This window comes from Cellulosimicrobium sp. EB106-03-01-XG111 (genome assembly GCF_058792115.1).
Genome location: NZ_JBYTEQ010000003.1, coordinates 248,562 through 271,523 on the forward strand (window position 1 = coordinate 248,562; position 22,962 = coordinate 271,523).

The following is a 22,962-nucleotide window of genomic DNA, read 5'->3' on the forward strand; positions in this document are numbered from 1 at the left end:
CGGCGAGGACCCGGCGGCGTCTAGGCTCGGAACCCGTGAACGACGCACCCTCCTCGCCCCCGCCCCAGGCCCCCCGGCCCGAGCCCGTGAGCGCGAGCATGCGCCGGGCCAAGGCGGACGCGCGGTCGGCGCACGTGACGATCGGGCAGGTCCGCGAGGACGCGGCCGGGCGCGTGACCATCGACTGCTCGTGCGGCATGCCGCTCACCAACGGTCCCGACTGGACCGTCGACGAGCACATCCGCCTGCACCGGGCCGAGGCGCGCTACCTCGCCCTCAGCGCCGTCGCCCCCGCGGGGATGCCGCGGCTCATCGCGGTCGACGCCGACCGCCTGCCGCGCGTCGACTGACGCGCCCGCCGTCGTGACGACGAGCTAGAGCTCGTCGGGGTCGTCCCAAGACGTACCCGAGGACGCGCCGTCGATGGGCCGACGCTCGTTCTCCGAGAGCGACTGCGGCGCCTTCGTCGCGTCTCCGCCGGTGAGCACGTCGCCCGAGGCCTCCCCCTCGTCCTCGCGGCGCGGGGACAGCCGGGCGGACGCGATGTCGGACTGGTTGAGGTCGTCGCGGTGGTGTGCGTGGGTGCTCATGGCACGGGTCTACCAGGTCCGGTCGTACGATGCACGGCCGTCCGCCTCCGGGCTGGTCGGCGCGTCGTCCGCCCGCGGCGACCACCGACACGATCGCCGCTTGGCACACTATTACTGGTGGTGAGGGCGACCGCAGAACCCGGTCGAGATCGATCGCGTCACCGAGGGGTCTCCTGCGACGACAGCGAACAGGACCCCGTGACATCCTCAGGGGCATGCAGACCTGGCCAGGCCACCCCTACCCCCTCGGTGCCACGTACGACGGCACGGGGACCAACTTCGCGCTGTTCTCCGAGATCGCGGAGCGCGTCGAGCTCTGCCTCTTCGACGACGACGGCAACGAGACCCGCGTCGACGTCGAGGAGATCGACGCGCACGTCTGGCACGTCTACCTCCCCGGCAAGGGCCCCGGTACGCGGTACGGCTACCGCGTGCACGGCCCCTACGACCCCGCGAACGGCCACCGCTGCAACCCGGCGAAGCTCCTGCTCGACCCGTACGCGAAGGCGATCGAGGGGCAGATCGACGGTGACGAGTCGCTGTTCTCGTACCGCTTCGCCGACGCGGACGACGTCGCGCAGGCCGACGAGCCCGCCGAGGGCGAGGAGGACGACGCGCCCCCGCCCGCTCCCCCGCTCAACGACGACGACTCGGCCGGGCACACGATGATGTCCGTCGTCATCAACCCGTTCTTCGACTGGGGCCACGACCGCCCGCCGAACCGGGACTACCACGACAGCGTCGTCTACGAGGCGCACGTCAAGGGCATGACGATGCTCCACCCGGACGTCCCCGACGAGCTGCGCGGCACCTACGCGGGCATGGCGCACCCGGCCGTCATCGAGCACCTCGTGACGCTCGGCGTCACCGCGGTCGAGCTCATGCCCGTGCACCAGTTCGTCAACGACCCCACGCTCGTCGAGAAGGGGCTGTCGAACTACTGGGGCTACAACACCATCGGGTTCTTCGCGCCCCACAACGGGTACGCGGCCTACGGGACGCGCGGGCAGCAGGTCATGGAGTTCAAGACCATGGTCAAGGCCCTGCACGAGGCGGGCATCGAGGTCATCCTCGACGTGGTCTACAACCACACCGCCGAGGGCAACCACCTCGGCCCGACGCTGAGCTTCCGCGGCATCGACAACAAGGCCTACTACCGGCTCGTGGACGGCGACGAGGCGCACTACTTCGACACGACCGGCACGGGCAACTCGCTGCTCATGCGCTCGCCGCACGTGCTCCAGCTCATCATGGACTCGCTGCGCTACTGGGTCACCGAGATGCACGTCGACGGCTTCCGCTTCGACCTCGCGGCCACGCTCGCGCGCCAGTTCCACGAGGTCGACCGCCTCTCGGCGTTCTTCGACATCGTGCAGCAGGACCCGGTCATCTCCCAGGTCAAGCTCATCGCCGAGCCGTGGGACCTCGGCGACGGCGGCTACCAGGTGGGCGGCTTCCCGCCCCTGTGGACGGAGTGGAACGGGCGCTACCGCGACACGGTGCGCGACTTCTGGCGCGGCGAGCCCTCGACGCTGCCCGAGTTCGCGAGCCGGCTCACGGGCTCGTCCGACCTCTACGAGCACGGCGGGCGCAAGCCCATCGCGTCGATCAACTTCGTCACCGCGCACGACGGCTTCACGCTCAACGACCTCGTGTCGTACAACGAGAAGCACAACGAGGCGAACGGCGAGGACAACAACGACGGCGAGAGCCACAACCGGTCCTGGAACTGCGGGGTCGAGGGCCCGACGGACGACCCCGACGTGCGGGCGCTGCGCGCCCGCCAGCGGCGGAACTTCTTCGCCACGCTGCTGCTCTCGCAGGGCGTGCCCATGCTCGCGCACGGCGACGAGATCGCCCGCACGCAGCGCGGCAACAACAACGGCTACTGCCAGGACAACGAGATCACCTGGATGGACTGGGGCGGCGAGAAGGGCCTCGACGACGAGCGGGCCGCGCTCCTCGACTTCGCGCGCCGCGTCGTCTGGCTGCGCCGCGACCACCCGGTGCTGCACCGTCGGCGGTTCTTCGTGGGCCGGCAGGACGGCGCGGAGCCGGGCACCCCTGAGGGTCCCGACGACCTGCCGGACATCGAGTGGCTCGACATCACCGGCTCGCGCATGGACCAGCAGGACTGGGACCACGCCTACGCCCGCACCGTCATGGTGTTCCTCAACGGCGACGCGATCCCCGAGCAGGACCGCCGGGGCGAGCCCATCGTCGACGACTCGTTCCTGCTGCTGCTCAACGCGCACTCCGACGCGCTGGACTTCACGGTGCCGCCGGCGGCGTACGGGGAGAGCTGGGACGTCGTGCTGGACACCGACGGCACGGTCGACGTCGGCGAGGTGCTGCAGCCCGGGGAGACCGTGTCCGTGACGGGCCGCAGCGTCATCGTCCTGACCCGCCCGCCGCTGCGATGACGGCCGTCTCCCCCGCCGGCACGCCCGGTGCGCCGCCGCGCGTGCCGGTCTCGACGTACCGGCTCCAGCTCGGTCCCGACCTCACGTTCGACGACGCCGCGCGCCAGGTGCCGTACCTCGCGACGCTCGGCGTGACGCACCTCTACCTCTCGCCCGTGCTCCAGGCGGCGCCCGGGTCGACCCACGGGTACGACGTCGTCGACCACGCGCGGATCAGCGCCGAGCTCGGCGGGCGCGAGGGCCTCGGACGGCTCGCGGCGGCGGCCCGCGGCGCGGGCCTGGGGATGGTGCTCGACGTCGTCCCGAACCACATGGCGGTCCCCACGCCCGCGTGGCACAACCACGCGCTGTGGTCCGTGCTCGAGGACGGCTCCGCCTCGCCGTACGCCCGGTGGTTCGACGTCGACTGGTCCGCGGGCGAGGGCGCGGTCCTCATGCCCGTCCTCGGCGCGCGCCTCGGCGACGTGCTCGCGGCGGGCGAGATCGTGCTGGACGAGGTCGAGGTTCCGGGCCGGCCCGGCCCCCGGCGCGTCCTGCGCTACTACGACCACGTGTTCCCCGTCCGCGCCGGGACCGAGGACCTCCCGCTCGCGGAGCTCGTCGAGCGCCAGCACTACCGCCTGGCCTACTGGCGCGTGGGCGACGAGGAGCTCAACTACCGCCGCTTCTTCGACGTCGGGTCGCTCGTCGCGGTCCGGGTCGAGGACGAGGAGGTGTTCGACGCGACGCACGCGCTCGTGCTCGACCTCGTCACGTCCGGGGTCGTCGACGGCCTGCGCATCGACCACCCCGACGGCCTCGCCGACCCGGCGCAGTACCTTCAGCGCCTCGCGGACCGCACCGACGGCGCGTGGGTCGTGGTCGAGAAGATCCTCGCGGGCGAGGAGCAGGTGCCGCCCGACTGGGCGACCGTCGGGACGACCGGCTACGACGTCGCGTGGCGGTTGCAGCAGCTCTTCGTCGACCCGGGCGGCCGGTCGGGCCTCGACGCGGTGATGACGCGCCTCACGGGCGCGGCTCCCGGCGGTCTCGGTGCGCTCGTCGAGGAGGCGAAGCGCGAGGTCGTCGCCGGGCCCCTCTACGCGGAGGTGCACCGGCTCACGGACCTGGCGGCCGCCGTCTGCCACGACGACCCGCGCCTGCGCGACCACACGTGGCGCGGCCTGCACCAGTGCCTGCGCGAGCTGCTCGTCGCGTTCGACCGGTACCGGGCGTACGTGGTGCCGGGCACCCCGCCGCGGCACGAGGCGGTCCGGGCCGTCGAGGAGGCGGCCGAGCGCGCCCGCGCACGGCTCGACCCGCAGCGCGCGGAGACGCTCGCCGTCGTCGTGGACCTCGTGCTCGGCCGCGAGGTCGGGAGCGCGGGACGGCGGCGCGAGGCGCGCCGCGACGAGCTCGTCGTGCGCTTCCAGCAGGTGTGCGGCGCCGTGACGGCGAAGGGCGTCGAGGACACGGCGTTCTACCGCTGGACGGAGCTCGTGAGCCTGTGCGAGGTCGGGGGCGAGCCGGACCGGTTCAGCCTCGGCGTGCACGACTGGCACGCGTTCGCGCAGCGGTTCGCCGCGCTCACCCCGCACGCCCTCACGGCGGGGTCGACGCACGACACCAAGCGCGGCGAGGACACGCGTGCCGCCCTCGGCGTGCTGTCCGAGGACGCGGGCGTGTGGTCGCGCCTCGTCGAGGAGGTGCGCGCGGCGACCGCCCCCTACCGCGGTGTCCTCGTCGACGGTCTCGCCGAGAACCTGCTGTGGCAGACCGTGGCCGGGACCTGGCTCCCCGACGCGCCGACGCCGGACGACGCGCCCGCCGGCACGTCGGACGCCGCGATCGCGCCCGACCGGCTCGTCGACTACCTGCGCAAGGCGCTGCGCGAGGCGAAGGTCGCGACGTCGTGGACGAGCCCCGACGAGGCGTACGAGGAGGCCGTCGCCGAGCTCGCGCGGCGCGCGCTCGCCGACCCGGTCGTCACCGGGGCGTTCGCCCGGTGGGCGCGCGAGCACCACGAGGAGCTGCGCGCCGCGAGCCTCGGGCTCACGCTCGTGCGGCTCACGGCCCCGGGCGTCGCGGACGTCTACCAGGGCGCCGAGTCGTACGCGCCCACGCTCGTGGACCCGGACAACCGCCGCCCCGTGGACGTGGACGACCTCACCGAGCGCCTCGCGCGGCTCGACGGCGGGGCGCCCGCACGGACGCTCGCGGACGAGAAGCTGCTCGTCACGGCGCGCGCCCTGCGCGTGCGCCGCGCCCTCGCCGCCACGTTCGTCGGCGACGGAGCCGGGTACGCGCCCGTCGCGTCGTCGACGCCGTGCGCGCTCGCGTTCGCGCGCACCGCGCCGGCCGGTACCTCCGCCGGCGGGCCCGCGCCCGACCACGCGTCCGGTGGCGAGCGCACGGACGAGGCGGCCGTCGCGCACGTCGTCACGGTGGCGACCCGGCTCGCCGGGACGGTCGACCGCCTCGGCGGGTGGCGCGACCACGTCGTCGCGCTCCCCGCGGGCACGGGCACGTGGGTCGACGTGCTCACCGGGCGCGAGCACCCGGCCGGGACCGTCCGGGTCGCGGACCTGCTCGCCGACCTGCCGGTCGCGCTCCTCGTCGCGCCGGGCTCCTCCGCGAGCACGGCCGCGAGCGCCGCCGCGACGGGCGAGGGCGGCGCGCCATGACGGCAGGCACCCCCGTCCCGCCCCCGCGCGTCCCCGCACCGCAGGCCACGCCTCTGCTCGCCGTGCCGGGGCCCCGGCCGATCGTGTGGGCGCCGACGGCGCGCAGCGTCGAGCTGCTCCTGCCGGAACAGGGCGCGGGCACGTTCGACGGCGCCGAGCGCCTCCCGCTGCGCCTCGTGGGGGCGCACGTGCCGGGCTGGTGGGGCTACGATCACGAGCTGCCGTGGGGCACGGACTACGGGTACTCGGTCGACGGGGGTCCGGGCCGTCCGGACCCGCGCAGCCCGTGGCAGCCGTACGGCGTGCACGGCCCGAGCCGCACGTTCGACCCGGCGTTCGCGTGGACGGACGCCGCGTGGCCCGGCCGCGACGTGCGCGGCGAGGTGCTCTACGAGCTCCACGTCGGGACGTTCACGCCGCAGGGCACGCTCGACGCGGCGGTCGACCGGCTCGACCACCTGGTCGAGCTGGGCGTCGGCGCGGTCGAGCTCCTGCCGGTCGCGGCCTTCGGCGGCGAGCGCGGCTGGGGCTACGACGGCGTGCACCTGTACGCCGTGCACGAGCCGTACGGCGGCCCGCGCGCGCTGCAGCGGTTCGTGGACGCCGCGCACGCCCGGGGGCTCGCGGTGGTGCTCGACGTCGTCTACAACCACCTCGGCCCGTCGGGGAACTACCTGCCGGAGTTCGGCCCGTACTTCACGGACGCGCACACGACCCCGTGGGGCTCGGCCGTGAACCTGGACCGCCCCGGCAGCCGGGAGGTGCGCGAGTGGGTGATCGACAACGCCGAGCGGTGGTTCGTCGAGTTCCACGTGGACGCGCTGCGGCTCGACGCGGTGCACGCGCTCGTCGACGACTCCCCCACGCACCTCCTCGCGGAGCTCGCGCGGCGGGTGGAGCGCGTGGAGCAGGAGCGCGGGCGGCCGCTGACGCTCGTCGCCGAGTCGGACGAGAACGACCCGGCGACCGTGACGGGCGTGGAGCAGGGCGGGCGCGGGATGCGCGCCCAGTGGGCGGACGACGTCCACCACGCCGTGCACGCGCTGCTGACCGGGGAGCGGCAGGGCTACTACGTCGACTTCGGGTCGGTCGCGGTGCTGCGCAAGGCGCTCACGGGCGTGTTTGTGCACGACGGCACGTACTCGACGTTCCGGGGACGCGACTGGGGTCAGCCGGTACCGGCCGGGACGGACGGCCACGCGTTCGTCGTGAGCTCGCAGAACCACGACCAGGTGGGCAACCGCGCGCAGGGCGACCGGACGTCGGCCACGCTCGACGGCGGCGGCCTCGCGACGGCCGCGGCGCTCGTGCTCGTGTCGCCGTTCACGCCGTTGCTGTTCATGGGCGAGGAGTGGGGCGCGTCGACCCCGTGGCAGTTCTTCACGGACCACGCCGAGCCGGAGCTCGCGGAGGCGGTCCGCGCGGGCCGCGCGGCCGAGTTCGCCGACCACGGGTGGGGCGGCGGCGACCCCGTGCCCGACCCGCAGGCGCGCTCGACGCGGGACGCGAGCGTGCTCGACTGGTCCGAGCGGGAGCGGGGCGAGCACGCCCGGCTGCTCGCCTGGTACCGGGACCTCGTGGCCCTGCGGTCACGGCCCGACGTGCGCTCGGGCGACCTCTCGCTCGTCCGCGTCCACGGGCCGGGCGGCGCGGACGACGACGCGTCGGGCGAGGAGCCGACGACGGGCGCCGCCCCGCACGGCGGGCCCGCGTTCGTCGTGGACCGACGCACCGTCGCGGTCGCGGTGAACCTCGGGGACTCCCCGCGGCGGCTGCGGCTCGCCCTCGGCGGCACGCCGCGCGTGCTCGCCGCCTGGGACCCGGCGACGCGGGCGGGCCGGCACCACGTCGACCTGCCCGCGCGTTCGGTCGCCGTGCTGTCGCGGGTGTGACTACGCTCGCGCCCATGGCGACGACGAAGAAGACGAAGGCCGCGCGCGACCGGGGCGCCGAGAGCGCCTGGGAGGTGCCGCCGGCGCAGGCGCTCCGGGTGCCGGAGGGCTTCGACCTCGCGACGTTCGACCGCGCGTCGACGCCGGGGTTCACCGGCGACAAGGACGCCGGGAAGGCCCTCGTGGCGCGGCACGCGGACGAGCTGTCCGAGCTGCAGGAGCGCCTGTTCGCCGAGGGCCGATCGGGCGGGTCGCGGTCGGTGCTCCTCGTGCTGCAGGGCATGGACACGGCGGGCAAGGGCGGGATCGTGCGGCACGTCGTCGGGCTCGTCGACCCGCAGGGTGTCGCGCACCGCTCGTTCGGGGTGCCGACGTCCGAGGAGCGGCGGCACGACTACCTGTGGCGGATCCGTCGCGCCCTGCCCGAGCCCGGGTACATCGGCGTCTTCGACCGGTCGCACTACGAGGACGTGCTCGTCGCGCGCGTCGACGCGCTCGTGCCGCCCGAGGTCTGGGAGGCGCGCTACGACGAGATCAACCGCTTCGAGGCCGAGGTCGCCGCGGCGGGCACGACGATCGTCAAGGTCGCGCTGCTCGTCTCCTACGAGGAGCAGCGCGCGCGGCTCATGGAACGGCTCGAGCGCCCGGACAAGTTCTGGAAGTACAACCCGAACGACGTCGACTCGCGCCAGAAGTGGCCCGCCTACCAGGAGGCGTACCAGGCCGTCCTCGACCGGACGAGCACCGACGTCGCGCCGTGGCACGTGGTCCCGGCCGACCGGAAGTGGTTCGCGCGCCTCGCGGTGAGCGAGCTCCTGCTCGACGCGCTGCGCGGCCTCGACCTCGGGTGGCCCCCGGCCGACTTCGACGTCGCGGTCGAGAAGGCGCGCCTCGCGGCGACGTGACGCTCAGGCCGCGCCGCGCGCGACCGTGCGGCCGTCCTCCGCGAGCGCGCCGAGCCGCGACAGCGCGCGGTAGTACTTCTTGCGGTACCCGCCGCGCAGCATCTCCTCGGTGAACAGGCTCCGCTCCCCCGTGTACGCGCCGGTCCCGGCGAGGAGCACGGGCACGTCGCGGTCGTAGAGGCGGTCGACGAGCACGACGAGGCGCAGCGCCGCGGACTGCTCGGTGACGGGGTGCACGCCCGTGAGCGCGACGACCTCGACGCCGTCGAGCAGCGCCCGGTACCGGCTGGGGTGGACCTGCGACAGGTGCGCGAGCAGGTCGTCGAACGCGTCGAGGGTCGCGCCGGGCCGGCCCGTGACGGCCGTCCGCACGTCGGCCTCGGGCAGGGGCGCGGAGTCCGTGACGACCGCGCGGTGCCGGTAGTCCTCGCCGTCGACGCGCAGCACCTCGAACCGGGCCGCGAGCGCCTGGATCTCGCGCAGGAAGTCCTCGGCGGCGAAGCGGCCCTCGCCGAGCGCCTCGGGGAGCGTGTTCGACGTCGCGGCCAGCGCGACGCCGCGGTCCGCGAGCTCGCGCAGGAGCCGGGACATGAGGACGGTGTCGCCCGGGTCGTCGAGCTCGAACTCGTCGATGCACACGAGCTTCTTCGTGGCGAGCGCGTCCACGGTCGCCCGGAAGCCGAGCGCGCCGACGAGGTTCGTGTACTCGACGAACGTGCCGTACGCGCTGACGTCGAGGCCCACCGCGTGCGCGAGGGACGTGAGCAGGTGGGTCTTGCCGACGCCGAACCCGCCGTCCATGTACACCGCGGGCGCGGTCTGCTTCCGGGCGCCGAACAGGCCCTTGCGCGCGGGCTTCACGACGGCGGCCGCGACCTCCTCGAGCCGCGCGACGGTGCGCGCCTGGCTGGGGTAGGCGGGGTTGGCGCGGTAGGTCGAGAAGCGCGCGTCGGCGAAGTGCCGCGGGGGCACGAGGTCGGCGAGGAGCCGGGCCGGGGGCACGGAGGGCCGGACGTCGGCGAGGGCACGGACGGGCCCGGGCCGGCCGGGGGTCGGCGAGGAGGCCGACGCGCGGGCGGTGCCGGGGAGGGCTGCCGGGGCCGAGGAACCACCGGAGGCGGGCGCAGTCACGAGGATCCAGCCTACGCCTGCGGCTAGCCTGGCCGCTGTGACCTCGACCACCACCCCGCCCGAGGGGCCGGGTGCGCCCGTCGCCGGGCGCGCCGACCTCCCCGCGCTCGACGTGCTCCTGCCCGCCGCGGAGCACCTCCCGCCCGACCCGCGCGAGGACCGGCTCGCCGCGCTCTACGCCTACGGGACCCCGGTCCGCGGGGCGAGCGTCGTCCGGGCGAACATGGTCGCGAGCGTCGACGGCGCGGCGTGGGGTCCCGACGAGCGGTCGGGGTCGATCAACGACGACGCGGACTGGCGCGTGTTCCGGGTCTTGCGGGCGCTGGCGGACGTGGTGCTCGTCGGGGCGGGCACCGCGCGCGCGGAGGGGTACACGCCGCTCGACCGGCCCCGCGGGCTGCGGCACCTGCACGACGCCCCGCTCGAGCTCGCCGTCGTCAGCCGGAGCGGCCGCGTGCCCCCGACGCTCGCCGGGACGGACCGGCCGCCGTTCGTGCTGACCGGCCCCGCCGGGGCGGCCACCGCCCGGGGCGACGTGCCCGCGGACCGGGTGCTCGTCGTCGGGCAGGACGCGGCCGACGACACGCACGAGCCGGGCGACGCGCTCGACCTCGCCGCGGGACTCGCCGCGCTCGCCGGGCGCGGCCTGACGCGCGTCCTCGCCGAGGGTGGCCCGTCGCTGCTGGCGGACCTCCTCGCCGCGGACCTCGTCGACGAGCTGTGCGTCACGACCACCCCGACCCTCGTGGGGCCCGGCCCGGCGCGGATCGTCGCCGGTGCCGCGAGACCGGGGGCGACGACGGCGCTCCCCCGCGGAGCTCGCCTCGCGCACCTGCTGCACGCCCCCGAGGACCGGCCCGGGTCGCCCGCCGGTACGACCGCCGCGCGCTGGCTCCTCCCGCTAGGCTGACCCGCGTGACCGACACGATCCTCGTCCTGACCGAAGACACGCTCAACCCGGCCGACGTGCAGCACATCCTGTCGCTGCACGAGGACGAGCAGCTCGCCTACCGGGTGCTGGTCCCGGCGGACACCGAGCGCAACGTCATCTCGGGGATCATCGACCACCTCAGTGTGGGCGAGCTCAAGGAGGCGTGGGACGAGGTCCTGGGCCGCGAGCCCTCGCCCACGACGGCCAAGGCGGAGGCGAGCGAGCAGCTCGAGCGCAGCGTGGCCGAGCTCCGCGCGGCGGGCCGCGAGGCCGACGGCGTCGTCGTCGACGACGACCCGCTGCCGGCGCTGCGCACGGCCGTCGCGTCCGGCGGGGCGCGCGAGATCGTCGTCGTGACCTACCCGCACGCGGTCGAGGACACGTTCCACACCGACTGGGCCTCGCGGGCGCGCGAGGAGCTGCACGTCCCCGTGCTGCACCTCTACTCGGGCACGAGCGAGCTGGGCTGACCCGCCGCTCGTCGGGCCGACGACCGCGCCGGCCGGCCCGGCGGTCGTCGGACCCGCGGGGTCACGCCCCGCGGACGCGGTGCCCGGCGCGGCGGATCGTCGCGCGGGCGAGCTGGTCGGTCGAGTCGAGGTAGAGCGGGTCGGCGAGCAGGTCGTGGTCGACGGCGACCACGGACAGCTCCGTGCAGCCCAGCACGATCACCTGGGCCCCGCGCTCGACGAGCCGGCCCGCGACGGCCCGGAACGTCTCGATGTCGACGGGCCGCCCCGCCTTCACCTGCTCGTAGATGATCTGCGACACGAGCGACTGGTCGGCGTCGTCGGGCACGAGCGCCTCGACGCCGTGGCGCGCGAACGCGTCCTGGTACACGCCCGACGCCGCGGTCCCCGCCGTGGCGAGCAGGCCCACCGCGCGCAGGTCGTCGACCCGCGCCCGTGCCGCGTCGACCGTGGTGTCGATGATGGACACGAACGGGACGCTGATCGCGTCGAGCACCTGCTGCGTGAAGTAGTGCGCGGTGTTGCACGGCATGACGAGGAAGTCCGCGCCGAAGCGCTCGAGCCGCTCCGCGTCCCGCGCGAGCACCGGGCCCGGGTCGGCGTCGGACCGCCCGAGGATGAAGTCCGTGCGGTCGGGGATCGTCGCGTGGTTGAGCACGACGGCGTCGACGTGGTCCTGGTCGCGCTCGGCCTCCGTGAGCGCGACGAGGAGCTGGAGGAAGTAGGCCGTGGCGAGCGGCCCGACACCCCCGAGCACTCCGACGAGGGGCTGGGCGTGGTCCTGGTCCGGTCGCGACGTCACCCGTGGATCCTACGGCTCCCGCGTCCCGGGGCGCGGGCCGCGCGGACCGTAGGATGGCGGACGCCCGCCGACCCGAAGAGAAACGGACGACCCTCCGCGATGACGTACGGCAACGCCGAGTTCCTCCCCATCGTCCTGGGGACCAACCTCAACACCTACAACATCGCGAGGTCGTTGCACGAGGCGTACGGCGTCCGCACGCTGGCCCTGGGCCGCTTCCCCCTGCGCGAGACGGCGGACTCCCGCATCGTCGACGTGCGCACCTACCGGGACTTCGACGACCCCGAGCGCATCGTCGCGGTCCTGCGCGAGCTCGCGGAGGAGTTCCCGGGCCGCAAGCGCCTGCTCGTCGCGAACATCGAGTTCTACACGAACGTCGTGATCGCCCACCGGGCCGAGCTCGAGGACCTCTACGTCATCCCGCTCGTCGGCGAGGAGCTGGCCGCGCGCCTCATGAACAAGACGGACTTCGCGCGCACGTGCGCGGAGCTCGGCGTGCCGCACCCGGAGACGGTGATCGCCACGGCGGCCGACGTCGACGCTCCCGGCTTCGGGGAGGACCTCCCCTTCCCGTACCCGCTCATCCTCAAGCCGGCCGACACCGACACCTACCCGCGCCTGCGGTTCGAGGGCAAGAAGAAGGTGTACCTCGTCCAGGACGCGGCGGAGCTGCGCGACGTCGGCCGCCGCATCTACGCCGCGGGGTACACGGACGACCTCATCGTCCAGGAGTACCTCGCGGGCGACGAGTCGGTCATGCGCGTGGTCAACACGTACTCCGACCGCCACGGCCGGCTGCGGTTCCTGTCGGCGGCCCAGATCGTGCTCGGCGAGTACGACCCGAAGCTCGTCGGGAACTACAACGCCGTCGTGACGATGAAGGACGACCGGCTCACGGAGTCGATCCGGCACCTGCTCGACAGCCTCGGCTACGTCGGCGCCGCCAACCTCGACGTCATGTACGACCGCCGCACCGGCACGAGCAAGATCCTCGAGGTCAACCTGCGCCAGGGCGCGGCGAGCTTCTACACGATGGCCGCGGGCGGCAACCTCGCGCGCTGCTACGTCGAGGACCTCGTGTACGGGCGCGAGCTGCCCGAGCAGGTCACGTCGGCCGCGAGCCTGTGGGTCAACGTGCCCTACCCCGTCGTCCGGGCGCTCGTGCCGGTGTCGCTGCGCCACCGCGTGAAGAAGGCCCGCAAGCACGGCGTGTGGCACACCCTGCGGTACGCACCCGACCGCAGCCTGCGCCGCCGCCTCGACGTGTGGCGCGTGGACCTGCGCCACACGCTCGACTACGTGAAGTTCGCGCGCTCGCGCCCGTCGGCCTGACCCCGGGACGTCCGGCGTCGACCAGGTGGTCCCGGCTCGTCCGGTGTCGCGGACGCGCCGGGACCACCTGGTCGGCCGACGTGGACCGCCTGGTCGTGGGGCTCAGGCGCCCAGGGCGGACCGGACGGCCTCGACGACGCGGCGCGCCGTCGCGACGCCGACCGTGGTCGGGAGGTTCACGACGCGCGCGACGAGGTCCTCCGTCGTCGCGAGCGCGGGGTCGCCCGGCGTGTACCCGTACACCGCCGGGTCGTCCGGGCCCGGGAACAGCGCCGGCCGGTACCACTTCCCGACGTAGAACCCGGCGGCCGTGAGCTCGGCGACCAGGCGATCAGCGGTCGCGGCGTCGGGCGCGAAGAACGGGAACCGCACGAGCGGCGCACGCTCCCCGATCCCGGCCGGCACCTCGACGACGTCGGAGAGCCCGCGCACGTACTCCGCGACCGTGTCGGCGCGCCGTGCCTCGGTGTCGCCGCTGGAGCGCAGCGCGTCGACCATGCGGTCCACGACCCACGCGGACGGGCGCTGCGGCGGGTGCGCGAGCCCGCCCCGGTTCTCCACGGGGGCGATCGCCGGCTCGTAGGCGCCGACGGCCGTCAGCGCACCACGCACCTTGCCCGCCGCCGCGCCCGGGAGACGGTTGAGCACGCGCACCTGCGTGCGGAAGCTGCGCGCCGCGAGGTCGAGCCGCGGCCCGACGACGGGGAGCGCGTCGAGCGCCGCCACCGTCGCCGCGCGCAGCGCCGGGTCGAGCGCGGGGCTCACCCACACCGCCCCGCCGAAGCGCGTGGGCAGCAGCTTCTCGACGCCGAACGAGTGGAACGAGACGTCCGCGACGGGCGTGCCGTCGGCGTCCCGCGCGAGGCGCCCCACGCAGTGCGCGCTGTCCTCGACGAGCAGCGCACCGACCGAGCGTGCGGCGTCGCGCAGGCGACGCGCGGCCGGCTCGTCGACGATGCCGAACGTGTTCTGCAGCACCACCGCCCGCGTGGCCGGGCCGAGGGCGAGCCGCTCGGGGTCGATCGCGACCGTCGCCGGGGACACCTCGGCGTAGACGGGCCGCAGCCCGGCGACGAGCACCGGGTCGACCGCCGTCGAGCACGTGAACACCTGGGTGACCACGTCACCCGGCCCCCGGGCCTCGGCGAGCGCGCGGAACACGACCTCCATCCCGTAGCGGGCCTTGAAGACGAGGAACCAGTCGGCCGGGTCGGTGCCCGTCCGGTCGGCGAGCATCCTCGTCGCGGTCGCGTCCTGCGGGTGGCGGCTCATCGTTCTCCGTGTCGTCCGGCGTCAGGGGTGGGGCCGACGCAGCGGCCCGCGCGGCCTAGCCTGCCACGTCGGCGGACTCGCAGGGACGCGCGGGCCGGGACGCGCGACGGCGGCCGCCGCGCCGGAGCGCGACGACCGCCGTCGGGACGTCGGGAGGGACGTCAGGCGTCGGACTCGGTGCGGTCGCCCGACCACTCGGTGTGGAAGACACCCGGCTTGTCGACGCGGCGGTAGGTGTGCGCGCCGAAGAAGTCGCGCTGCGCCTGGATCAGCGCGGCGGGCAGGCGCTCGGCCCGCACGCCGTCGTAGTAGGCGAGCGACGACGAGAACGCGGGCGTCGGCACGCCGTTCAGGGCGGCCTGGGCCACCACCCGACGCCACGCCGCGAGACCGTTGCCGACCGCGCCCGTGAAGTACTCGTCGGCGAGGAGCAGCGGGAGCTGCGCGTCGCGCTCGTACGCCTCGGTGATGCGGTTGAGGAAGCGCGCGCGGATGATGCAGCCGCCGCGCCAGATACGGGCCATCGCGCCGCGGTCGATGTCCCAGCCGTACTCGGCCGACGCGGCCGCGATCTGGTCGAAGCCCTGCGAGTAGGCGACGACCTTCGACGCGTAGAGCGCGAGACGCACGTCCTCGACGAACGCGTCGCGGTCCTGCACGTCCCACGCCGCGGCGTCGGCGGGCAGCGCGGCGCGACCCGCCTCGCGCTGCGGGACCGAGCCGGACAGCGCGCGGGCGAACGTCGCCTCGGCGATGCCGGTGATCGGCACGCCGAGGTCGAGGCCGTTCTGCACCGTCCAGCGACCGGTGCCCTTCTGCTCCGCCTGGTCGAGCACGACGTCGACGAACGCCTTGCCGGTCTCCGCGTCGACGTGCTGGAGCACGTCCGCGGTGATCTCGATGAGGAACGACTCGAGGTCGCCCGTGTTCCACTGCGCGAAGATCTCGCCGATCTCCTGCGCGGACGCGCCGAGCCCCTGCTTGAGCAGGTCGTACGCCTCGGCGATGAGCTGCATGTCGGCGTACTCGATGCCGTTGTGCACCATCTTGACGAAGTGGCCGGCGCCGTCGGGCCCGACGTAGGTGCAGCACGGCACGCCGTCGACCTTCGCCGAGATGTCCTCGAGGATGGGGCCGAGGCTCTGGTACGACTCGCGCGTGCCGCCCGGCATGATCGACGGGCCGTTGAGCGCGCCCTCCTCGCCGCCCGAGACGCCGGTGCCCACGAAGTGCAGGCCCAGCGCCGCGAGCGCCTTCTCGCGGCGGATCGTGTCGGGGAAGTGCGCGTTGCCGGCGTCGACGACGATGTCGCCCTCCTCGAGCAGCGGCACGAGCTCGTCGATGACGGCGTCGGTGGCCGCGCCGGCCTTGACCATGATGACGACCTTGCGCGGGCGCTCGAGCGAGGCCACGAAGTCCGCCATCGACTCCGACGGGACGAAGTCGCCCTCGGTGCCCGCCTCGGCGATCAGGGACTCGGTCTTGGCGTACGAGCGGTTGTGCACCGCGACCGTGTAGCCGTGCCGGGCGAAGTTGCGGGCCAGGTTGCGACCCATGACGGCGAGTCCGGTCACACCGATCTGTGCGCGTGCTGACATCTGCTTCCCTGCTCCTCGGGGGTCGGTCCCGGCGCACGACGGCTGCGCGCGGGAGGGCGCGGAACCGGGCCGGGCGCGGGCGCGCGGCCGGGTGCACCGGGGATGGATACGCTGCCAGCCTAGTCCTCGGGCGCCGTCGCGCCCCGGGGGTGCCACGATCCGGTCACCCGCAGGGATCGTGACGAAGTCGGGGTCACGATTCGATGACACCCGCGCGGCGTGCGTCCGTCCCGCCCCTCCCGCTCGTACTGTGCCGGGGTGACCACCCCTCACGGGACCGACGCTCCCCCGGAGTTCCGTGCCGTCCTCGACGCCCTCGGCGCGCGACGGCTGCGACCCGAGGTGACGCTGCGCGAAGTCCCCGCCCCGCGCCGGATCGCGCCGTGGTCGGTCGCGCTCACGGGCGAGGTCGAGGCCGACCGTTCCGACGACCCCGACCTCGCGTCGGGGCGCTTCATCGTCCTCTACGACCCGGCGGGCCAGGAGGCGTGGGAGGGACGGTTCCGCGTCGTGACGCTCGTGCGCGCGACGCTGGAGCCGGAGATGGCGGCGGAGGACATGCTCGCCGAGGTCGCGTGGACGTGGCTCGAGGACGCGCTCCACGACGCCGGTGCGGCCGTCCGCGCGGAGGGCGGCACGGTGACGCGCGTGCTGTCGCAGAGCTTCGGCGCGCTCGCCGGCAAGCACAACGACGTGGAGCTCGAGATGCGCGCGTCGTGGACCCCGGTGCCCGCGGAGGGCGCCGGCGCCGCGGACCTCGGCGACCACCTCGCGGCGTGGTCGCAGCTCCTGTGCACGGCCGCCGGTCTGCCGCCGCTGCCCGAGGGTGTGACCCCCCTCGGTGCTCGACCCCCTGCGCGACGCAATACCGTGGGCTCATGAGCTCGACCGCAGCACCCGCTCCCCCTCCGCTCGACCCCGCACCCGGGGCGGAGCGCGCACCGACCGTCGTCACCCCGCTGACGGAGCCGTCCGACGGGCTGGGCCCCGTCGTCGACACGCCCGCCGCGTTCGCGCGCGTCGTCGAGGCCTTCGCCGCCGCGAGCGGCCCCGTGGCCGCCGACGCCGAGCGCGCCTCCGGCTACCGGTACGGCCAGCGCACCTACCTCGTCCAGGTGCGCCGCGAGGGCGCAGGCACCGCGCTCGTCGACCCCGTCGGCGTGCCCGACCTGTCGCCGCTGCGCGAGGCGGTCGGCGACGCCGAGTGGGTCCTGCACGCGGCGTCGCAGGACCTGCCCGGGCTCGCGGAGCACGGGATCGTCCCGGCCAGCGTGTTCGACACCGAGCTCGCGGCCCGCCTGCTGGGGATGGAGCGCGTGGGCCTCGCCGCCGTGGTCGCCGAGGTGCTCGGGCTCGGCCTCGCCAAGGAGCACTCGGCGGTGGACTGGTCGACCCGGCCGCTGCCCGAGGACTGGCTGCGGTACGCGGCGCTCGACGTCGAGGTGCTCGTCCCGCTGCGCCGGGCGCTCGGCGAGCGGCTCGACGAGGCGGGCAAGTCGGAGTGGGCGGCGCAGGAGTTCGAGGCCGTCCGCACCGCGGGGCCGCCCGCCCCGCGGCCCGAGCCGTGGCGCCGGACGTCGGGCACGCACACGCTGCGCGACCCGCGCCGGCTCGCCGTCGTCCGGAGCCTGTGGGAGGCCCGCGACGCGACCGCCCGGGCGCGGGACATCGCCCCCGGGCGCGTCCTGCCCGACCGCGCGATCGTCGCCGCGGCCGAGGCGCTGCCGCGCACGGCGGGCCAGCTCGTCGAGCTCCCGCCGTTCGCGGGCAAGGGCACGCGCCGCCGTGCGGCGTACTGGCAGCGCGCGGTCGACGCCGCGCTCGCCCTGCCCGCGAGCGCCCTGCCGACCACGCGCGGACCGCGCACCGACGCCCCGCCACCCCCGCGCGCGTGGGCGGACCGCGACCCGGGTGCCGCGGCACGGCTCGAGGCGGCGCGCGCCGTCGTGCAGGAGCTCGCCGAGCGGTACGCCGTGCCGGTCGAGAACGTGCTCCAGCCCGACGCCCTGCGGCGCCTGTGCTGGACTCCGCCGGAGCCGGCCGACGCGGACGGGATCGCCGCGTTCCTGCGCGGCCGCGGGGCGCGCGAGTGGCAGGTGGGGCTCGTCGCGGAGCCCCTCGCGGACGCGTTCGAGCGCGCCGGTGAGCGGTAGCGGGAGGGTAGGGTCGTCCGCGTGCACGACGCGAACCTGACGATCCGGACAGTCACCGACCGAGCCTCCTGGGACGCCCGGGTGAACGAGCTCGGCGGCCACCCCCTGCAGCTCTGGGGCTGGGGCGAGGTCAAGGCCACGGGCGCCTGGACCCCGCACCGCGTGGAGGCGGTGGACGGCGACGGCCGCGTCCGCGGCCTGGCGCAGGTGCTCGTGCGCTCGCTCCCGGCGCAGTTCAAGGCGCTGTGCCACGTGCCGCGCGGGCCCGTCATCGCGCCGGCGGGAGACGGCTGGGGCGCCGGCCCGGGCGTGGGCGACGACGCGACGCGCGACGCCGTGACCCGCGCCGTCGTCGCCTGGTGCAAGACGACGGTGGGCGGCGTGGGCGTGACGATCGAGCCCGACTGGCCCGTCGGGACGCACCTCGCGCTGCCCGACGCCCGCCCCGCGGCGAACCCGATCCTCTACCCGGTGACCCTGATCCTCGACCTCACGAAGTCCGAGGACGAGCTGACGAAGGCCATGGGCAAGTCGACGCGGTACGACATCCGCAAGGCGGCGCGCACCGGGCTCGAGGTGCGTCGCGTGACGGACGAGACCGAGGTGCGCCAGGTGCTCGCCGTCTACCACGAGACCGCCGAGCGTGCGGGCTTCGCGCTGCACGACGACGAGTACTACCTCGCGATCCACCGCGAGCTCGGCGAGCACTCGGTGCTCGTCGCCGCGTTCTCCGAGGGCGCGCCGGTGTCGTTCGTGTGGTGCGTGTCGTCGGCGACGACGTCGTTCGAGCTGTACGGCGGGATCAACGACGCGGGTCGCAGGCTGCGCGCCAACGCGCCGGTGAAGTGGCACGCGATCACGCTCGCGCAGCAGGCCGGGCTGGTCCGGTACGACATGAACGGGCTGCTCAACGACGGGATCAGCGAGTTCAAGCGCAGCTTCGCCCAGCACGACGACGAGCTCGTGCACAGCGTCGACGTGCCGTTCTCGATGTGGTACTCCGCGTGGAACAAGGGCCTGCCGACCGCGAAGAAGGTCGTGCGCAAGCTCCGCGGGAGCCGCTGACGCGGCCTCGAGACCACCCCGAACGCCGGAGAGACCCGGTATCGCGCGATGCGATACCGGGTCTCTTCATGTCGTAGCATCGGTCTCGTACTTTCCCGATACCCGCGGTAGCGTGTATCGCACGTACGACCCCCGAGCGGTGCCGCTCCGGACACCGCCGTCCCGACCATCTGCATCGGATGGAGATGCCATGACCGTGGCCAACGAGGCCCCCTCTCCCACCTCGGCGCCCACCCAGGCGGCTACCCAGCGCTCACGCAGACGCCCCGTGCGCGACGTCGTCTTCGTCGAGGGCGTCCGCAGCCCGTTCGGCAAGGCACGCCCCGACGGGATCTACGCGGAGACCCGCGCCGACGACCTCGCCGTGAAGACGGTCCGCGAGCTCCTGCGCCGCCGCCCCGAGCTGCCCGTCGAGCGGATCGACGAGCTCGCGCTCGCCGCGACCACGCAGACCGGCGACCAGGGCCTCACCCTCGGCCGCAGCGTCGCGGTGCTGGCCGGGCTGCCGAAGTCGGTGCCCGGCTTCGCGATCGACCGCATGTGCGCGGGCGCGATGACCGCGGTCACGACCACCGCGGCGAACGTCGCCGTGGGCGCGCAGGACGTCGTCGTCGCGGGCGGTGTCGAGCACATGGGGCACCACCCCATGGGCGAGGGGTCGGACCCGAACCCGCGGTTCGTCGCCGAGCGCCTCGTCGACTCCTCCGCGCTCGTCATGGGCGCGACGGCCGAGAACCTGCACGACCGGTACCCGCACCTCACCAAGGAGCGTGCCGACGCGTACGCCGTCGCGAGCCAGGCCAAGTACGCCAAGGCCCTCGCGAACGGCGACATCTCCCCCGACCTCGTGCCGGTCGCGACCCGGTCGACCGAGCTCGGGTGGGGCCTGGCCACGGCCGACGAGCTGCCCCGCCCCGGCACCACGGTCGACTCGATCCGCGACCTCAAGACCCCGTTCCGCCCCGGCGGGAAGGTCACCGCGGGCAACGCCTCGCCGCTCACCGACGGCGCGACGGCGTGCCTGCTCGCCGCGGGCGACGTCGCCGACGAGCTCGGGCTCCCGGCGCGCATGCGCCTCGTCGCGTACGCGTACGCGGGCGTCGACCCCGAGGTCATGGGCATCGGGCCGGTCCCCGCGACCGAGCGCGCGCTCGCGTCCGCGGGCCTGACGATCGACGACATCGGCCTGTTCGAGATCAACGAGGCGTTCGCGGTCCAGGTGCTCGCGTTCCTCGACCACTTCGGCATCGCGGACGACGACGAGCGCGTCAACCAGTACGGCGGCGCCATCGCCATGGGCCACCCGCTCGCGTCGTCGGGCGTGCGCCTCATGACGCAGCTCGCGCGCCAGTTCGAGCAGCACCCCGAGGTGCGCTACGGCCTGACGACCATGTGCGTCGGCCTCGGCATGGGCGGCACCGTGATCTGGGAGAACCCGCACCACGCCGACTACTCCGGCCACACCTTCGAGACCGCGGAGAACTGACGATGAGCGCACCGACCGACACCACCACCACCTCCGCGGACGCGACGAAGGACGCCGCGCGCGGGGAGCGCGTCACGCACTCGCTCGTGCGCGACGTCGCGCTCCCCGGCGGGACGGGCACGCTCGCCCTCGTCACGCTCGACAACGGGCTCGACCACACCAAGCCGACGACGCTCGGCCCCGAGGGCCTCGCCGAGCTGCACACGACCCTCGAGACGCTGCGACGCCGGGCCGCGGACGGCGAGATCGTCGCCGTCGCGATCACGGGCAAGCCGTACTTCCTCGCCGCGGGCGCGGACCTCACGCAGGCCGCGGCCGTCCAGGTGCGCGACGACGCGCTCGCCCTCGGGCGCGCCGGGCACGCCGCGTACACGCTGCTCCAGGACATGGGCGTGCCGACGTTCGCGTTCGTCAACGGCGTCGCGCTGGGCGGCGGCCTCGAGGTCGCGCTCAACTGCACGTACCGCACCGTCGCGTCCGACGCCGGCGCGCTCGCGCTGCCCGAGGTCGGCCTGGGCCTGGTCCCCGGCTGGGGCGGCGCCTACCTCGTGCCGCGCCTGCTCGGCGTCGAGAGGGCGATGGACGTCATCCTCGCCCGCCCCGCCGCGAACAAGCCGTTCAAGGCGAAGGAGGCGTACGAGATCGGGCTCGTCGACGCGCTCTTCGAGGCGCCCGACTTCCTCGAGTCCTCGCTGCGCTGGGCCGAGGCCGTGCTGCGCGGCGAGATCGTCGTCGAGCGGCGCGAGCTCGACCCGCAGCCCGTGTGGGACGCCGTCGTCGCCGGGACGCGTCAGCGCCTCGACGCCGTGGTCGCGGGCTCGCGCCCCGCGCCGTACCGCGCGCTCGACCTCGTCGCGGCCGCGCGCACCGCGTCGCGCGAGGAGGCGTTCGCCGCCGAGGACGAGGCCCTCGCGGACCTCATCATGAGCGACGAGATGCGCGCGAGCGTCTACGCGTTCCAGCTCGTCTCCAAGGGCAAGCGGCCCCAGGGCGCGCCCGACGCGAAGCTCGCGCGCCCGGTCACCCGCGTGGGGATCGTCGGCGCCGGGCTCATGGCCGCGCAGATCGCGCTGCTGTTCGCCCAGCGCCTCCAGGTGCCGGTCGTCATGCGCGACCTCGACCAGGAGCGTGTCGACAAGGGCCTCGGCTACGTCCGCTCGACCGTGGAGAAGCTCGTGCGCTCGGGCCGGATGTCCGCGGACACCGGCGCGCGCATCGTCGGCTCCGTGCACGGCACGACCGAGCTCGGCGACTTCGCGGGCTGCGACGTCGTCATCGAGGCGGTCACGGAGATCCTCGGGCTCAAGAAGAAGGTCTTCGCCGAGCTCGAGAGCGTGCTCTCGCCCGAGGCCGTGCTGCTGACCAACACGTCCGCGCTCTCGATCACCGAGATGGCGGCCGACCTGCAGCACCCCGAGCGGGTCGTCGGGATGCACTTCTTCAACCCGGTCGCCCAGATGCCGCTCGTCGAGATCATCCAGGCGGCCAAGACCGACGACGCGGCGCTCGCCACGGCGTTCGCCATGACGAAGAAGCTCCGCAAGACGGCCGTGCTGGTCGCCGACCGGCCCGGGTTCGTCGTCAACCGCCTGCTCATCCTGCTCATGGGCAAGATCGTCGAGGCGGTCGAGAACGGCACGTCGGTCGAGGTCGCGGACCGCGCGGTCGCACCGCTCGGCCTGCCGATGCCGCCGTTCGCGCTGTTCGACCTCGTCGGACCGGCCGTCGGCCTGCACGTCCTCACGTCGCTGCGCGAGGACCTGGGCGACCGGTTCCCCGCGTCCCCCGGCCTCCAGCGCATCGTCGACGAGCAGATCCCCGTCGTCCTCGACGCGCCGAAGGGCCTGCCCAAGCCCGTCGACCCGGCGATCCAGCGGGTCTTCGGCACGGGCGAGGCGGGCGGCGACGGGGCGCTGGACGAGGCCGGCGTCCTCGACTCCGTGCTCACGGCGCTCACGCAGGAGATCGGGCTCATGCTCGACGAGGGCGTGGTCGCGAGCCCGTCGCAGATCGACCTGTGCATGATCCTGGGCGCGGGGTGGGGCTTCCACCTGGGCGGCATCACGCCGTACCTCGACCGCACGGGCTACAGCGAGAAGGTCCTGGGCCGCCGGTTCCTGCCCGACGGCGCAGCAAACGTCCCGGCAGCATCGCGCGCCTGACCACCCCTCTCCCGCCGAGCATGCGGTGGTCGCCCGTCCTGGGTGCAGGACGGGCGACAGCCGCATGCTCGGCGGTCGGCGTGGTCA

General features: G+C 74.5%; 18 protein-coding genes. 13 read left to right on the plus strand and 5 right to left on the minus strand.

Translation table 11 applies throughout. The features are described 5' to 3' along the window. Nucleotides 1-35: 35 nt before the first annotated feature. Nucleotides 36-350 carry a hypothetical protein gene (locus tag AC3WT4_RS05205; protein ID WP_400109507.1) on the plus strand — a complete coding sequence of 105 codons (315 nt, stop codon included), beginning with the start codon at nucleotides 36-38 and terminating at the stop codon, nucleotides 348-350. Nucleotides 351-374: 24 nt separating this feature from the next. Here AC3WT4_RS05205 and AC3WT4_RS05210 read toward each other — a convergent pair whose 3' ends face one another. Beyond that, nucleotides 375-590, minus strand: a complete 216-nt coding sequence (locus AC3WT4_RS05210) for a hypothetical protein (protein WP_074806138.1) — start codon at nucleotides 588-590, stop codon at nucleotides 375-377. 215 nt (nucleotides 591-805) lie between these two features. On the opposite strand from AC3WT4_RS05210, the gene glgX reads away from it, so the two are divergent. The 4 genes from glgX to AC3WT4_RS05230 are packed head-to-tail and all read left to right on the plus strand — an operon-like array spanning nucleotide 806 to nucleotide 8,473. After that, nucleotides 806-3,013 carry a glycogen debranching protein GlgX gene (gene glgX, locus AC3WT4_RS05215; RefSeq protein WP_492314896.1) on the plus strand — a complete coding sequence of 736 codons (2,208 nt, stop codon included), beginning with the start codon at nucleotides 806-808 and terminating at the stop codon, nucleotides 3,011-3,013. Further along, nucleotides 3,010-5,676 (plus strand): malto-oligosyltrehalose synthase, encoded by a 2,667-nt coding sequence (gene treY / locus AC3WT4_RS05220; protein WP_492314897.1) that lies wholly within the window; start codon nucleotides 3,010-3,012, stop codon nucleotides 5,674-5,676. Before glgX ends, treY begins: the two co-directional genes overlap by 4 nt. Further along, nucleotides 5,673-7,568 (plus strand): malto-oligosyltrehalose trehalohydrolase, encoded by a 1,896-nt coding sequence (gene treZ, locus AC3WT4_RS05225; RefSeq protein ID WP_492314898.1) that lies wholly within the window; start codon nucleotides 5,673-5,675, stop codon nucleotides 7,566-7,568. The genes treY and treZ overlap by 4 nt, the downstream gene beginning before the upstream one ends. Before the next feature lie 14 nt (nucleotides 7,569-7,582). Continuing rightward, nucleotides 7,583-8,473 (plus strand): polyphosphate kinase 2 family protein, encoded by an 891-nt coding sequence (locus tag AC3WT4_RS05230; protein ID WP_074806132.1) that lies wholly within the window; start codon nucleotides 7,583-7,585, stop codon nucleotides 8,471-8,473. A gap of 3 nt (nucleotides 8,474-8,476) precedes the next feature. On the opposite strand, the gene zapE is transcribed toward AC3WT4_RS05230, so the two are convergent. Then, a complete protein-coding gene (zapE, locus tag AC3WT4_RS05235; protein WP_074806129.1) occupies nucleotides 8,477-9,604 on the minus strand; it encodes a cell division protein ZapE in 1,128 nt (375 codons plus the stop codon). Between the two features lie 37 nt (nucleotides 9,605-9,641). Between zapE and AC3WT4_RS05240 the strand changes: the two genes are divergently transcribed. Then, nucleotides 9,642-10,514: a dihydrofolate reductase family protein gene (locus tag AC3WT4_RS05240; RefSeq protein ID WP_492314899.1), complete on the plus strand. Its 873-nt coding sequence runs from the start codon at nucleotides 9,642-9,644 to the stop codon at nucleotides 10,512-10,514. Nucleotides 10,515-10,519: 5 nt separating this feature from the next. Then, nucleotides 10,520-11,005: a hypothetical protein gene (locus AC3WT4_RS05245; RefSeq protein WP_061268189.1), complete on the plus strand. Its 486-nt coding sequence runs from the start codon at nucleotides 10,520-10,522 to the stop codon at nucleotides 11,003-11,005. Between the two features lie 61 nt (nucleotides 11,006-11,066). On the opposite strand, the gene cuyB is transcribed toward AC3WT4_RS05245, so the two are convergent. Next, nucleotides 11,067-11,807 carry a cysteate racemase gene (gene cuyB, locus AC3WT4_RS05250; RefSeq protein ID WP_492314900.1) on the minus strand — a complete coding sequence of 247 codons (741 nt, stop codon included), beginning with the start codon at nucleotides 11,805-11,807 and terminating at the stop codon, nucleotides 11,067-11,069. 99 nt (nucleotides 11,808-11,906) lie between these two features. On the opposite strand from cuyB, the gene AC3WT4_RS05255 reads away from it, so the two are divergent. Beyond that, a complete protein-coding gene (locus tag AC3WT4_RS05255) occupies nucleotides 11,907-13,139 on the plus strand; it encodes a carboxylate--amine ligase (protein WP_492314901.1) in 1,233 nt (410 codons plus the stop codon). A gap of 102 nt (nucleotides 13,140-13,241) precedes the next feature. Here the strand turns inward: AC3WT4_RS05255 and AC3WT4_RS05260 are convergent, their stop codons facing one another. Together AC3WT4_RS05260 and gnd are read right to left on the minus strand one after the other, a co-directional pair. Then, nucleotides 13,242-14,411 carry a DegT/DnrJ/EryC1/StrS family aminotransferase gene (locus AC3WT4_RS05260; protein WP_492314902.1) on the minus strand — a complete coding sequence of 390 codons (1,170 nt, stop codon included), beginning with the start codon at nucleotides 14,409-14,411 and terminating at the stop codon, nucleotides 13,242-13,244. Between the two features lie 161 nt (nucleotides 14,412-14,572). Next, a complete protein-coding gene (gene gnd, locus AC3WT4_RS05265; protein ID WP_061268192.1) occupies nucleotides 14,573-16,009 on the minus strand; it encodes an NADP-dependent phosphogluconate dehydrogenase in 1,437 nt (478 codons plus the stop codon). A 258-nt stretch (nucleotides 16,010-16,267) separates the two neighbouring features. Between gnd and AC3WT4_RS05270 the strand changes: the two genes are divergently transcribed. From AC3WT4_RS05270 to AC3WT4_RS05290, 5 genes are all read left to right on the plus strand, one after another. After that, nucleotides 16,268-16,891 carry a DUF3000 domain-containing protein gene (locus AC3WT4_RS05270; protein WP_074806118.1) on the plus strand — a complete coding sequence of 208 codons (624 nt, stop codon included), beginning with the start codon at nucleotides 16,268-16,270 and terminating at the stop codon, nucleotides 16,889-16,891. Further along, nucleotides 16,888-18,162: an HRDC domain-containing protein gene (locus AC3WT4_RS05275; RefSeq protein ID WP_492314903.1), complete on the plus strand. Its 1,275-nt coding sequence runs from the start codon at nucleotides 16,888-16,890 to the stop codon at nucleotides 18,160-18,162. Before AC3WT4_RS05270 ends, AC3WT4_RS05275 begins: the two co-directional genes overlap by 4 nt. A 21-nt stretch (nucleotides 18,163-18,183) precedes the next feature. Further along, nucleotides 18,184-19,227 carry a lipid II:glycine glycyltransferase FemX gene (locus tag AC3WT4_RS05280; RefSeq protein WP_492314904.1) on the plus strand — a complete coding sequence of 348 codons (1,044 nt, stop codon included), beginning with the start codon at nucleotides 18,184-18,186 and terminating at the stop codon, nucleotides 19,225-19,227. 190 nt (nucleotides 19,228-19,417) lie between these two features. Next, nucleotides 19,418-20,713 (plus strand): thiolase family protein, encoded by a 1,296-nt coding sequence (locus AC3WT4_RS05285; protein ID WP_051028501.1) that lies wholly within the window; start codon nucleotides 19,418-19,420, stop codon nucleotides 20,711-20,713. A 2-nt stretch (nucleotides 20,714-20,715) separates the two neighbouring features. Beyond that, nucleotides 20,716-22,875 (plus strand): 3-hydroxyacyl-CoA dehydrogenase NAD-binding domain-containing protein, encoded by a 2,160-nt coding sequence (locus AC3WT4_RS05290; RefSeq protein WP_492314905.1) that lies wholly within the window; start codon nucleotides 20,716-20,718, stop codon nucleotides 22,873-22,875. The last annotated feature ends 87 nt before the right edge of the window (nucleotides 22,876-22,962 follow it).